This is a genomic window from Rhizobium sp. CF080 (assembly GCF_000282095.2).
Taxonomy (GTDB): Bacteria; Pseudomonadota; Alphaproteobacteria; order Rhizobiales; family Rhizobiaceae; genus Neorhizobium.
In genome coordinates, this window is sequence record NZ_AKKC02000015.1 from 303989 (window position 1) to 316895 (window position 12907).

General features: G+C 63.6%; 11 protein-coding genes. 9 read left to right on the plus strand and 2 right to left on the minus strand.

Annotated features, from left to right (window positions below; translation table 11 throughout):
- Positions 1-71 precede the first annotated feature (71 nt).
- Entirely contained in the window at positions 72-2633 is a 2562-nt protein-coding gene (locus PMI07_RS28460) for a HAMP domain-containing methyl-accepting chemotaxis protein (protein ID WP_007772360.1), read from the minus strand.
- A 281-nt stretch (positions 2634-2914) separates the two neighbouring features.
- Between PMI07_RS28460 and PMI07_RS28465 the strand changes: the two genes are divergently transcribed.
- Genes PMI07_RS28465 through mobB form a run of 4 tightly spaced genes read left to right on the plus strand, consistent with a single transcriptional unit; the run spans position 2915 to position 6257 of the window.
- On the plus strand, positions 2915-3820 hold the full coding sequence (locus PMI07_RS28465) for a DMT family transporter (protein WP_007772359.1): 906 nt from the start codon (positions 2915-2917) through the stop codon (positions 3818-3820).
- Positions 3821-3880: 60 nt separating this feature from the next.
- Entirely contained in the window at positions 3881-5110 is a 1230-nt protein-coding gene (locus tag PMI07_RS28470) for a multidrug effflux MFS transporter (RefSeq protein WP_007772358.1), read from the plus strand.
- Complete coding sequence (gene mobA, locus PMI07_RS28475; RefSeq protein ID WP_007772357.1) at positions 5107-5745, plus strand: molybdenum cofactor guanylyltransferase MobA; 639 nt, start codon at positions 5107-5109, stop codon at positions 5743-5745. Before PMI07_RS28470 ends, mobA begins: the two co-directional genes overlap by 4 nt.
- On the plus strand, positions 5742-6257 hold the full coding sequence (gene mobB / locus PMI07_RS28480) for a molybdopterin-guanine dinucleotide biosynthesis protein B (protein ID WP_024164245.1): 516 nt from the start codon (positions 5742-5744) through the stop codon (positions 6255-6257). Before mobA ends, mobB begins: the two co-directional genes overlap by 4 nt.
- 50 nt (positions 6258-6307) lie before the next feature.
- Here mobB and PMI07_RS28485 read toward each other — a convergent pair whose 3' ends face one another.
- Positions 6308-8674 (minus strand): OmpA family protein, encoded by a 2367-nt coding sequence (locus tag PMI07_RS28485; RefSeq protein ID WP_024164246.1) that lies wholly within the window; start codon positions 8672-8674, stop codon positions 6308-6310.
- Between the two features lie 310 nt (positions 8675-8984).
- Between PMI07_RS28485 and PMI07_RS28490 the strand changes: the two genes are divergently transcribed.
- The 5 genes from PMI07_RS28490 (at position 8985) to PMI07_RS28510 (ending at position 12831) form a co-directional block, all read left to right on the plus strand.
- Positions 8985-9764: an ABC transporter substrate-binding protein gene (locus PMI07_RS28490; RefSeq protein WP_007764776.1), complete on the plus strand. Its 780-nt coding sequence runs from the start codon at positions 8985-8987 to the stop codon at positions 9762-9764.
- 120 nt (positions 9765-9884) lie between these two features.
- Entirely contained in the window at positions 9885-10667 is a 783-nt protein-coding gene (locus PMI07_RS28495; protein ID WP_024164247.1) for an ABC transporter permease, read from the plus strand.
- A complete protein-coding gene (locus tag PMI07_RS28500; RefSeq protein WP_007764771.1) occupies positions 10664-11494 on the plus strand; it encodes an ABC transporter permease in 831 nt (276 codons plus the stop codon). Before PMI07_RS28495 ends, PMI07_RS28500 begins: the two co-directional genes overlap by 4 nt.
- A 150-nt stretch (positions 11495-11644) precedes the next feature.
- Positions 11645-11908, plus strand: coding sequence for an usg protein (locus PMI07_RS28505; protein WP_007764766.1), 264 nt, complete (start codon positions 11645-11647; stop codon positions 11906-11908).
- Between the two features lie 101 nt (positions 11909-12009).
- The gene (locus tag PMI07_RS28510) at positions 12010-12831 is read left to right on the plus strand and encodes a methyltransferase domain-containing protein (protein WP_007764764.1); all 822 of its coding nucleotides are present in this window, start codon (positions 12010-12012) and stop codon (positions 12829-12831) included.
- The last annotated feature ends 76 nt before the right edge of the window (positions 12832-12907 follow it).

A 12907-nucleotide genomic window follows, 5' to 3' on the forward strand; every position in this document is an offset into this window, starting at 1 on the left:
CTTTCGTTCCTGCCGCCCAACAAAAAAGCCGGAACTCACGTCCCGGCTTTGAAAGCATGTGAGGCGTGGGCTCAGGCAGCGTCGCTGCGGCGGAAGCCACCCCGGCGTTCGCTGGTGCCGGCGTGGAAGTTGACGTTTGGGTCGCGCGTCTTGAAGCGCTCGATCTTTTCCGACAGCATTTCCACCCGCCTGCGCAGGCCGTGGATCTCGGCATTGTTTTCCTCGACCATCGCCGCGTTGCGCTGGGTGATCAGCTCGACCTCCTGCACCGCCTTGGTGACTTCGTTGATGCCGGTCGACTGCTCGCCGGTCGCCGCCGAAATCTGGGCGACCAGTTTGCGGACGTCGGTGATGTGCGTGATGATCTCGGTGAGCGCCGTACCGGTCTCCTCGACGAGGTGCACGCCGTTGCTGACCTGTGTCGAGCTGGCCGAAATGAGGCCCTTGATTTCGCGGGCAGCGCCGGCACAGCGCTGCGCCAGTTCGCGGACTTCCTGGGCGACGACCGCAAAGCCGCGACCGGCCTCGCCGGCACGGGCCGCCTCGACGCCGGCGTTCAGCGCCAGCAGGTTGGTCTGGAAGGCGATCTCGTCGATGACGCCGATGATCGTCGCGATCTTGTTCGAGGAGCGGCTGATCTCGCCCATGGCGTCGACCGCGCGGGACACGACTTCGCCGGAGCGGACGGCGAAATCTTCCGTCTCGTTGACCGAGACCGACGTCTGCTTGGCGCTTTCGGCCGTCGAGCGGACGATGTCGCTGAGGTGACGCAGCGCACGCGAGCTCTGTTCGAGAGCTGCCGCCTGCTGTTCGGTGCGGCGGGCAAGGTCATCGGCGGATGCGGCAAGGTTGCCTGTGCCGCCGTCGATCTCTTCAGCAGTGGAGCGCACGTCGGCAAGCGTCGCGCGGAGTGCCTCGACTGCCTGGTTGTAGGTACGCGCCATTTCGATAAAGTCTTCCGGCAGGTTCTCGTCCATGCTGCGCTCGAGATCGCCCTCGGCAAGCTTGCCGAGCACTTCATTGAGCGCAGTGAGAGCCTGGCGCTGTTCGCCGGCGATGCGGGCACGTTCGGTCGCGCGGCGCTCGGACTCTGCAGTCGAGAGCTCGCGGGCCGCGGCGGCATCCTGCTCGAGGCGGACGTTTTCGACCGCCGCATCGCGGAAGACGGTGACCGAGCGAACCATGTCGCCGATCTCGTCGCCCCGTTCGCGGCCCTCGATCTTGACCTCCAGATCACCGTCGGCGAGCCGCTTCATCACTTCGGTCACGCGGCGCAGCGGGCCGCGCAGCGTTTCCACCAGCATCAGGCCGCCGGCGATGGCGAGCAGCGTGCCGACAACCATCGCGACGAGCGACAACTGGGCGGAACGTTCGCTGTCTTCCTTGCCGACCTCCTGGGCCTGGGCCACGAAATTCTTGAGGCCGGCCATGCCACCCGTCAGGGTTTCACCGGCCGCCGCGCGGGCCTTCTTCCAGTCGGCGGCGATGGACAGAAGCTGGGCGGTATCGTCCTCGATCGACTTCAGGCGCGGCTGAAGCAGGGTCGCGAATTCGCGCATGGCCGGGTTTCTGGCGAGTTCGGAAACTTCGGCGCTGGCATCCTTCAGCTTTGCCATGACACTGAGGACGACCTTGCGTGCATCCTCCGTCTGGGTAGCGCGCAGCCGCTCGATATGGAGCTGCATGGCGTCGATCAGGCGCAGCGCTTCGGCGCTGCGGTCGAGAAGTGTGCGCAGGCTCGCAACCTCGCCCTCGATGCTTGCGAAACGAGAGGCTGCGTTGCCTGCCTTGTTGGTGACTTCCGCCTCCATGCTGAGCTGGAACTTCTCCATTCCGGCAACGGTGTCACGCACCGCCTTCGCCTTTTCCGGGACCTCCTTGTTGCCCTTGATGGTGGCAGCAAGGGCGCTGATCGCGTCGTTGATCGGTTTCAGCTGCTTGACGCCGTTCGGCGTCAGAAACGCCTGAACCTCCTGGAACGTCTTGTCCAGAATGCCAAGATACATGTCTGCGGTGCCGATCGCGCCGTCATCCGTGCCGGTCTCCTTGACCGAATTGCGGAGTTCGCCGATCTGTTCGGCGATCGCCTTGTAGGCATAAGCTTCCAGCACCATGCTCTTGGCGAACTTTTCCTTGCCTTCGAACTGCTTGCGGACGTTGGCGACCTGATCCGAGACCCCCGTCGCCACGGTGCGCACATCGTCGATGCTGTAGTCGAGCGCTGCGGCGTTCTCCTCGCGCCTCTGCTTGATCTTCCAGAGCACGTCGGTGGCGGCGCGCATCTTCGGCGCGAGGCCGGTCACCACGGCGATGCGCTCACGGTCGCCATCGGTCACGAGCAGGCCTTCGAGCACGCGGACGCCGCTCTCCTGCTTGTCGATGACAGCCTTCAGGGCCGCAAGCGACGCATTGTCGGGCTTGTTGTTGAATTCCTGGAGAACAGCCTGGAGATTTTCGAAATCACCGATGTTCTCGATCGTCGCACGCGTCACGGTCATATGACCGTTCAGCATGCTTGCCGTATAATAGCCGGCAAGGCCGACGCCGGCGATCAGAAGCACCAGCGGTATGACGAAAAGGAGGACCTTGGTGACGATCCTACGGCTCTGAAGAAGACGATCGATGAAAGACATTTTTCCCCCACTGCAAACCAGATGCGGCATTCGCGTCAGCGGCATTCGCGAAACGGCAACGGCACGATCCCGGCTTCATGCGGGAATGAATGGGGTTTACAGTGGTCAAATTCGGTTGAGTAACGGTTAATTCGGGACCCTTACATTTCGTTTTTGCTACACCCTATCGCATATTAGAAATCTCTTCGCTCTGCCCGAAAGAGTACCGTCCGCGAGGCAATCGGGCTGGCGACGCGTAAGCCGTTGCTTTAAGAGTACGGGGTAGTGGAGGAATCTTGAGAATGGCATCGTCGGAAAATTCGCGGGGCGCGCTGTTCATGGCGCTCGCCATGGCGGCTTTCACCTGTAACGATGCGCTGGTCAAGTCGGTTACCTCGGAGCTCAGCATTCCCCAGATCATGGCCGTGCGCGGCGTCATGGCGACGGGGCTGATCTATTGCGTTGCGCGATATATGGGCGTGCCCCTCTCGCTCAAGGCGGTGATGCATCCGCTGGTGCTGCTGCGCACCCTCTTCGAGCTTGGCGCCACCCTGACCCTGCTCTCCGCGCTTGCCCATATCGAATTCGCCGCCATTTCGTCGATCATGCAGGCCCTACCGCTTGCCGTAACGTTAGGCGCGGCGCTGTTCCTCGGCGAACCGGTCGGCTGGCGGCGCTGGACCGCGATCGGCATCGGTTTTCTCGGCGTGCTGATCATCATCCGCCCGGGTCCTGAAGGCTTTACGCCGTCAGCACTGCTTGCCGTCATCGCCTGCTGCTGCACCGCAAGCCGCGATCTCGTTACGAAGCGCATCAAGGCCGACACTCCCAGTTTGACGCTGACGCTCTTCACGTCGCTTGCCAACACGGTCGTCGGGGCGATCCTGATCGCGCCCATGGGCGGCTGGCAGCCCGTCAGCGCCTATGCGCTCGGGCATCTGGCGATCGCCTCGGTGCTGGTCTTCGCCGGCTACCAGGCGGTGATCAAGTCGATGCGAACAGGCGACATCTCCTTCATCGCGCCCTTCCGCTATACCGGCCTGCTCTGGGCTTTGGTCATCGCCTTTTTCGCCTTCGGCGAACGCCCGAGCGCCTACATGCTCGTGGGCGCGGCGGTCGTCATCGGCTCCGGCCTCTATACCTTCTATCGCGAGCGAAAGCGGCAGGACGTCACCACCGACAAGGCAGCCGCCGCTCCGCCGGCTTAAGGACGGCCCGGACTCGAGGCCAGACCAAAGGGCCGAAAGGCAGGCGTGAAAGGACAAGACGTGCAGCAAAGCCAGTTTCTCGACAGACGAACCCCGCCCCATATCGTCACGCTCGTCGTCTGCGCAGGACTTGCCGCCCTCTCGCTCAATATCTTCCTGCCGTCGCTTTCCGCCATGGCGATCCATTTCGGCACTGAATACGCCGTTATGCAGCTCGCCGTCTCCGGCTATATCGCCGGCACCGCCCTGCTGCAGCTGGTGCTCGGCCCGCTTTCCGACCTCTTCGGCCGCCGCCGCGTGATGATCGGCAGCATCCTGATCATGCTGGCCGGCACACTGATCTGCCTGTTCGCCGCCAACGTCACCGTCTTCATGATCGGACGGCTGCTGCAGACGGCCGTGGTCGCAGGCTTCGTCCTGCCGCGCGCCATCATCCGCGACACGGTGCCGATGGAGGGGGCCGCCTCGATGATCGCCTATGTGACGATGGGCATGTCGCTGGTGCCGATGATCAGCCCGACGATCGGCGGCGCACTCAACGACATGTTCGGCTGGGAGGCGAATTTCGCCTTGATGCTCGGGCTCGGCCTGTTGACCCTGACGCTCGTGTTCACCGATCTCGGCGAGACCAACCGCGCGCCGGCCACCAGCTTCACCGCGCAGTTCCGCAGCTGGCCGGACCTTTTTCGCTCGCGCCGCTTCTGGGGCTATACGTTCACTTCGACCTTTTCCTCCGGCGTATTCTTCTCGTTCCTCGGCGGCGCGCCCTTCGTCGGCACGGCGATCTACCATCTGTCGCCGACCATGCTCGGGGTGCAGTTCTTCCTGATCGCGGCCGGCTACATGATCGGCAACTTCATTTCGGGCCGCTACACCCGCCATTTCGGCACCATGTCGATGATGATCTCCGGCAGCGTTGTCAGCCTGATCGGGGTGCTGATCACGGCCGCCTTCCTGTTCTTCGAAGCCCCCTGGCCGCTTGCCTTCTTCGCGCCGCTCGCGCTCACCGGCGTCGGCAATGGCCTTACCCTTCCCAGCGCCAATGCCGGCATCGTCAGCGTGCGGCCGCATCTTGCCGGCTCCGCTTCCGGCCTCGGCGGCGCAATCACCGTCGGAGGCGGTGCCGCGCTTTCGACGCTTGCAGCGGCGGTGCTGAAGGAAGAAGGCGGCGCCATGCCGCTTCTCTTCGTCATGGGCGCCACGACCATCCTCGCACTCGTCGCCACCGCCTATGTGTGGCAGATCGATCGCCGCGAAGGCGCGATCCCGACGCGGGAGGACGACCTATGACCGCTCCTGCTGTTGCCCCCCGCCGGCCTCCCTGCCTGATCCTCGCCGGCGGCAAATCGAGCCGCATGGGCACCGACAAGGCTTTTCTGGACATCGGCGGCGAGACGATCCTCGCCCATGTGGCACGGCGGCTTAGGCCCCAGGTCGCGGAGATCACTCTGAACGCGCAGGCGGATTTCCCCAATCCACTCCGGTTGCGCCTTTTGCCCGACCGGATCATTGGCCAGATCGGGCCGCTCGCCGGCGTGTTCTCCGGCTTGCGCGATATCCTGGACCGTGGACTTCCGGCAACGCACCTCCTCACCGCCCCCTCCGACAGCCCTTTCGTCCCCGCCGATCTCGCGAACCGGCTTGAAGCGGAGGCCGACGATCCAAACACGATCGTCATCGCTGCCTCGGACGGCCGCGATCATCCGGTCTTCGGGCTCTGGCCGATCTCGATCGCCGACGATCTGGAAAGCTGGCTCTCCGGTCCCGACAACCGCCGCATCAAGGATTTCCTTCGGCGTCACCGCGTGGTGACGGTGGAATTCCCGATGATCGGGACGCCGCAAGGATTGCTCGACCCCTTCTTCAACATCAATACGCCCGAGGATCTTCAAGAGGCCCGCCGTTTCGCCAAGGAGCTTTCATGACCCCTCCCCGTGTCTTCGGCATTTCCGGCTGGAAGAATTCCGGCAAGACGGGTCTGGCGGTGCGGCTGGTGGCGGAATTCACCCGCCGCGGCTACGCAATCTCGACGATCAAGCACGCCCACCACGATTTCGACATCGACAAGGTGGGTGCCGATTCCTTCCGACACCGCGCGGCCGGCGCCCACGAGGTGGCGATCGTTTCCGGCACCCGCTTTGCGATCATGCACGAACTGCGCGGCGCGCCGGAGCCGAGCTTCGAGGAAATCCTCTCCCGCCTCGCCCCGTGCGATCTGGTACTGATCGAGGGTTACAAGCGCGAGCCGGTCCCGAAAATCGAAGCGCGCCGCCTGGAGGCAAACAACCGGGAACCGCTCGCACCCAGCGATCCCCACATCGTCGCCATCGCCGCCGACCACCCCGTCACGGACGCCATAATCCCGGTCTTCGATCTCGACGACACGAACGCGATTGCCGATTTCATTGCGCAGGTGACGGGGCTTCCCGACAAATGAACAAGCCGCCGGATCGCTCCGGCGGCTTGGTTTGAGAGGCCCGAAACCGCTTACTGGTTCGAAGCGACAGGTTTGACCAACGGTGTGATGCGGCGCACGGTCACGCGGCGGTTTTCCTGTTCCGGACCGTCCGTGCGGACCTTGAGGTAACGTTCGCCATAACCTTGAGTCGCCAGGTTTTCCGGCGGGATGGCGAATGCGTCCGTCAGCACCCGGGCAACGCTTTCGGCGCGCTCGTCGGAGAGAACGAGGTTGCTGTCGTCGGCGCCGACGGCATCCGTATGACCCTCGATCAGGAAGGTTTCAGAAGGATCCCGCTTCAGAACCTTGTTGATCGCGTCGGCGACCTTGCGCAGCGAGCTCGCCTGGTTCATCGGAATTTCGGCACTGCCGGTGGCAAACGTGATCGTATCGAGGTCGATACGCGGCACCTTGTCCCGGATACGGGCGGAGTAGCGCACTTCGTCCAGCGAATAGACCCGCTCGACCCGCTCGACCGGCGGCTGTTCCAGGAACTCGTAATAATCCCGGTCCGGGTCGGTCGAAGTGTCGATGATGTAGTCGTCGAGCGGCACGCCCAGCCGCATCGGCGGCAGGTCGTCGCCCGGATCGCGCCAGACATAGTCGCGGCCGCGGCGGTTATCCATCAGCTCCGGCGAATAGTAGAGCACGTATTCCTCACCGCCCTTCACGACTCGCGAGCGCTGGACGATCTCGCCATAGCTGTTGCGGACAGTGACGATCCGCGTGCCGTCGTCGCGCACGATGACCTCACGCACCCGGCCGTCGCGGAGCTGCTCGTATTGCGGCGCCCGATCGCGATCGTTGTAGAAACGACGGCTGTCGTCATGACGAACCACGGATTGGTTGTCGATCGAGATGATCAAGCGGCCGCCATCCCTGTCGCGATCGCGACCGTTGCGGTCCCGATTGCCGTCCCGGCCGGCAGTGTCGCGGAAGTCCCAGCCCTGGGGGCGTTCGAAATCCGGCCGACGGTCGAGACGCTGACCACGCTCTTCGGACAGCTGTCGAAATTCCTGCTGCTGCTCGCGGGTGGCGCGCGTGCCGCTCTGGGCCTCGGCATCGGATTTCGGCGGCGCCAGCTGCTGCTGGTCGGCCTGCTGTGGGGCTGGACGGCGCGGACGCTCTCCATCCCGCAGCGGACGTGTGGAAGGTGTCTCCTTGGCGCTGTCGAGCACGGCTGCACCGTTCTGAACAGGCAGTACGACCTGTTCACCGCTCTTGGCCGCAGCCGGATCCTTGGCAAGTGCCTTGGCGCGTTCGACCTGCTGCGGTGTGGTTGCCGTCTGGGGTGCGGTCGGCTGGGTACTAGGCTGGGCTCCCGTCGCCTGCTGGCCCTGGGGCTGGCCCGCGGGCGCCACTGGCGGCTGTCCTTCGGTGGTCTGCCGGCGAGGCGCTTCGCCCGGAACCAGCGGACCCGGAGCGGCTTGGCCGGTTGCTGCCGGTGGCGCTGTTCCGTTGCCCGGGACCTGTCCAGGCGCCTGACCGGTTGCGGTGCCGCGAGCCGGATTTTCAGGTGCGGCTCCCGGTGTCGCGGCGCGGTTGGTTGCGGGTGGCTGCAGGGGCTTCGGCGTGTCCGCCTGGTTCTGCGTCGGAGCGGCGTTGCGATCCTGCGCATTGCGACCGGCTGGAGCCTGCGGCGCAGTTTCCGGCGTCGCGGCACGATTGGTCGCAGGGGGAAGTTTCGGGGTTTCGGCTTGTTTTTCGGTCGGAGCGGCTTGCGGCTGCTGGGCATCGCGGCGGGCGGGAGCCTCGGGCGCTGCTTCCGGCGTTGCCGCGCGATTGGTTGCCGGCCGCTCAGGCTTCGGCGTTTCGGCCTGCTTTTCTACCGGAGCCGTCTTCGGCTGCTGGGCTTCCCTTGCGGCGGGCTGTTCGGTCTGGGGGGTGGCCTGCTCGCGCTGGCGGCGCGGCTGGGCGTCATTTCCGCCCTGACCCTGACCTTGACCCTGGCCGGTCTCCTGCTGCTGGCGACGCGGACGCTCCTGCGCGGGCGCCTCGGCAGCCGGGCGCTCGGCCTGCGGAGCCTGGCGTGGTGTGGCTTCGCGCGGTGCAGCCTCACGGGGCGCAGCTTCAGGCTCAGCCTTGCGCTGGCGCTGCGGCTGTTCCTGCTGCTGGGCCCGGGGCGGCGCCTGCGGCCGTTCGGCCGGAGCCTGCTGTTGCTCCTCCTGCAGCTTGCGGCGCGGGCGCGGCTGTCCTTCGCCTTCCTGGGTGGCCGGAGCCCCCGGCGGCACGATGATCTGTTGCTGGACCTGGACGACGCCCGGCATCTGGCCGGCCTCTATGGCGGGTCTCAAATTAATGGATGTCGGGGGGGCGGCACCGGCCGGCTGAAACATCAGCGGCAGCGACACGAAAGGCGCTGCGACGCTGGCGAACAGTTTGAATTTCTTCGACATGAACATTTCCTCTTCTCGGGTGTCATCCCTTTCATGCGCGTCCTTTATTGCCGTTTTTCGGCGGACTTACGCGGCGGCTCAACTGTATTGCACCAAAATGGTTCCGTTGCAGCCTGTTGCGGCTGGCCTGAACCTCGCATGAATGTGTCGTTCATCCACTCAAGACAACCAGACGTGCACGTAAAATGCCGTTGCAATTTTTCCCGAGCAGGTATCTAAAAATCCACTCGGGGCGAGCGTGTGCGCGTGCCCCGTCTCCCTGCGGCCGAAAAAGACCAACACCGCAGGGTTGCCAACAGAGAGGATCAACATGAACATTTCCACCCGATTCCTAGCTGCCGCCTCGATCGCCGCCCTGTCGCTTTTCGCCGGTTCGGCGATGGCCCAGGAGAAACTCGTGATCGGCACCGAAGGCGCCTATCCGCCCTTCAACAACCTGGAAGCCAACGGCCAGCTCACCGGTTTCGACGTCGATATCGCCAAGGCGCTCTGCGACGAAATGAAGGTCACCTGCACCTTCGTCACCAATGACTGGGACGGCATCATCCCGGCGCTGCAGTCGAAAAAATTCGACGCGATCATCGCTTCCATGTCGATCACCCCGGAGCGGAAGGAGCAGGTCACCTTCTCGAAGAAGTATTACAACACGCCGCCGGCCATCGCCGTGCCGAAGAACTCGCCGATCAAGGATGCGACCGCCGCCGGCCTCAAGGGCAAGACGATCGGCGCACAGGGCTCCACAACCCATTCGAACTATGCCGAAAAGCATATGCCCGACTCGGAGCTGAAGCTTTATCCGACCGCTGACGAATACAAGCTCGACATCACCAATGGCCGCATCGATGCCGTCATCGACGACGTCGTCGTGCTGTCGGAATGGGTCAAGTCGGATGCCGGCAAATGCTGCAAGATTCTCAGCCCCCTGCCGCTCGATCCAGAGATCAACGGCGAGGGCGCCGGCATTGCGGTCCGCAAGGGCGAAACGGCGCTTGCCGACAAGTTCTCTGCCGCGATCGTCGCGATCCGCGCCAACGGCAAGTACAAGGCCATCAACGACAAATATTTCGATTTCGACGTTTACGGTCAGTAATCGACCGGAGAACCCGGTCAGCACCCGGCGGGAGGCTTGCCCTTCCGCCGTTTTTCTTTTTAATGGCGTCAATACAAGACAAAAGCGGCACACCAAAAGGCCGCAGGGGAAAACGACCTTATGAGCGGATTCTTTTCCGCGCTCCTTTCGGCGCTTGACCCGCTTTGCGGGCCTGTCGGGCTTTTTTCACTGTTCGGTTCAGGTAACCTTGTCGCCTGCGGCGAGGCCGGCTGGGGCGACGAGATCGCCTTCGGCGTCAAGGTCACCATCACGCTCGCCATCGCCACCCTGCCAGTCGGCTTGGTCATCGGCTTCCTGATTGCGCTTGCGGCGCAATCCGAGGACAAGCTGCTGAGGCTCGCCGCCGGCATCTACACGACGATCTTCCGTGGCCTGCCGGAGCTGCTCACCCTGTTCATCGTCTATTACGGCATGCAGATCCTCATCCAGGCGGTGCTCGCATCGTTCGGGTACGAGGGTCGTGTCGAGATCAATGCCTTTTTCGCCGGCATGGCGGCGCTCGCCGTCGTCTTCTCCTCCTATTCCTCCGAGGTGCTGCTGTCGGCCTTCCGGGCGATCCCGCGCGGCCAGTACGAGGCGGGTGATTCGCTCGGTCTGCACCGCTCGCGCACCATGGTTCTGGTCATCCTGCCGCAGCTCATCCGCATCGCGCTGCCGGGCCTCACCAATCTCTGGCTGATCCTGCTCAAGGACACGTCCTATGTCTCGGTCATCGGCCTTGCCGACATCCTGCGCCAGACCGGCATTGCCGCGCGCGTCAGCAAGGAAGCCTTCTTCTTCTACGGCATCGCCTGCCTGCTCTATCTGATCCTCGCGATGATCTCGTCCTTTGGCCTCGGCTTCATCGAGCGATGGGCCAGACGCTCGGAGGGCCGCCGATGACTTACGTCAGGGAGTTGATTCCGCCACGCGCGCCGCCGGCCCTGGCCGTCAGGTCGCTGGCGCCGGCGCGTGTTGCCGGCATCGGCGTCCTCCTGCTTTGGGCAGCCCTGGCGATCGCGCTCGTCTTCATGATGATCAATGGCTGGGATCAGGACAAATTCCAGCGTTATGGCCCGCGCTATCTCCACGGCCTCTGGACCACGATCTCGCTGGTCGGCCTTTCCGTCATCCTCGGCGCCATCCTCTCGGCACCGATCGCCTTTGCCCGCATGGCGAGGAACAAGGTGCTGAACGGCATCGCCTACGCTTATGTCTACGTGTTTCGCAGCACGCCGCTGCTCGCCCAGCTCTTCCTCATCTATTACGGGCTCGGCAGTTTCCGACCGGAGCTCGAAGCGGTCGGCCTCTGGTGGTTTTTTCGCGAGGCCTGGTATTGCGGCCTCTTCTCGCTGACGCTCAATACCGCCGCCTATCAGGCGGAAATCCTGCGCGGCGCGATCGAAAGCGTGCCGCGCGGCCAGCACGAAGGTGCCGCAGCCCTCGGCCTCTCGAAACGCAACGCCTTCCGCAAGGTCATCCTGCCCCAGGCCTTGATCGTCGCGCTGCGCCCCTATGGCAACGAAATCGTGCTGTTGATCAAGGGATCGGCGGTCGTGGCGATCGTCACCGTCTACGACCTGATGGGCGAGACGCGCTACGCCTTCTCGCGTACATTCGATTACCAGACCTATCTCTGGGCCGCGATCTTCTACCTCGCCATCGTCGAGGCGCTGCGGCACCTGTGGGCCTTCATCGAGGCACGCCTGACGCGCCATCTGAAGCGTTAGCAGCACTCACGGAACACAGCTGCTAACATACTGTAAAATATCATGAATGTGCTCTTAAGGCGCAATTGTAAAGCTTCGGTTAACCGTGGCATGCTCCCCTATCGGCTGACGCAACGACGTCAGTTCGAAACAACAAATGGGAACTGCTGCATGTCTGAAATGGAAATGATGCTGAAAGGCTATGGTCTGACGACCGCCCAGATCTTCTACCGCCTGCCGGACCATCCCGCGCTGCTGCAAAGCTATGTCTGGCAGAACTACGACCTCGCTCCGGATTTCCCGGAGATGAACGGTTTTCTGAAATTCTGGCAGGAGAAGCTCGACGGCCCGCTGCATTCCGTCCGCTATGTCCACCGCAAGCTGATTTCGGCCAGCGAGTGGCGGGCGGTGAAGGGTGAGATCATCCTGCACTGACCCGCGTCTCCTCGTTCGCAGGATAAAGGCTCCGCGCCCGCGGCGATTGCCAAACGCGTGGCTTCGGCTTAAAGCCGCTTGCGAAACGAAGGACGCGAGCCATGAAGAAGATCGACGAGGAAGCCCTGGCAGAGGCCTATAACCGCGCGCTGGCGCTGGAAAAGGCGGGCGACATCGACGCCGCCGTCGGGGCCTACCAGCAGGTGCTGGAGATCGATCCCGAGGACCACGGTGGTGCGGCCGTACGCATTGCCGCCATGGGTCGCGGCGAGACGCCGCCCAGGGCGCCGGATGCCTATGTGGAAACCCTGTTCGACCAGCATGCCGAAAGCTTCGAGGACATTCTCGTCGAGCAGCTCGGTTACGCCGTGCCGGTCATCGTGCGCCAGCGCTTGCAGGAACTGAAGCTCGGACCGTTCAAGCGCATGCTCGATCTCGGGTGCGGCACGGGGCTGACCGGCGGCACGCTGCGCGACATGGTCGACGATATCACCGGCATCGACATTTCCGAGAACATGGTTGAAATCGCGCACGAAAAGGATCTCTACGAGACGCTTTACGTTGCGGAAGTCGAGGATTTCCTCGAGGACAATGACGACGAGCCCTTCGACCTCGTGACCGCCACCGACGTGCTGCCCTATCTCGGCGCGCTCGAGCCGCTGTTCTTCGGCGCAGCGGAAAATATGCTGCCCGGCGGCCTGTTCGTCTTCTCGTCCGAAACGTTGCCTGAAGAAACCTTCGCCGGCCGCCCCTACATGGTTGGCCAGCACCAGCGTTTCGCCCATGCCGAAAGCTATGTCCGCGACCGCCTCACCGCCACCGGCTTCGAGCTTCTGGAAATCTCCGACATCAACGTGCGCATGCAGGACGGCAACCCGACGCCGGGTCATCTGGTGATTGCGAAGTTGACTGCGAAATCATAACAATCGAGGTGGCAGGATCATTCTTTGAGAGCGCGCAATTGCGGACGACTTCACCGCGACATCATGGGTGCTCCAA

Bases quoted from the DNA above. Each gene is read 5' to 3' on its own strand.
- PMI07_RS28460 (WP_007772360.1), bottom strand. From the start codon at position 2,633: ATGTCTTTCATCGATCGTCTTCTTCAGAGCCGTAGGATCGTCACCAAG.
- PMI07_RS28465 (WP_007772359.1), top strand. From the start codon at position 2,915: ATGGCATCGTCGGAAAATTCGCGGGGCGCGCTGTTCATGGCGCTCGCC.
- mobA (WP_007772357.1), top strand. From the start codon at position 5,107: ATGACCGCTCCTGCTGTTGCCCCCCGCCGGCCTCCCTGCCTGATCCTC.
- mobB (WP_024164245.1), top strand. From the start codon at position 5,742: ATGACCCCTCCCCGTGTCTTCGGCATTTCCGGCTGGAAGAATTCCGGC.
- PMI07_RS28485 (WP_024164246.1), bottom strand. From the start codon at position 8,674: ATGTCGAAGAAATTCAAACTGTTCGCCAGCGTCGCAGCGCCTTTCGTG.
- PMI07_RS28490 (WP_007764776.1), top strand. From the start codon at position 8,985: ATGAACATTTCCACCCGATTCCTAGCTGCCGCCTCGATCGCCGCCCTG.
- PMI07_RS28495 (WP_024164247.1), top strand. From the start codon at position 9,885: ATGAGCGGATTCTTTTCCGCGCTCCTTTCGGCGCTTGACCCGCTTTGC.
- PMI07_RS28500 (WP_007764771.1), top strand. From the start codon at position 10,664: ATGACTTACGTCAGGGAGTTGATTCCGCCACGCGCGCCGCCGGCCCTG.
- PMI07_RS28505 (WP_007764766.1), top strand. From the start codon at position 11,645: ATGTCTGAAATGGAAATGATGCTGAAAGGCTATGGTCTGACGACCGCC.
- PMI07_RS28510 (WP_007764764.1), top strand. From the start codon at position 12,010: ATGAAGAAGATCGACGAGGAAGCCCTGGCAGAGGCCTATAACCGCGCG.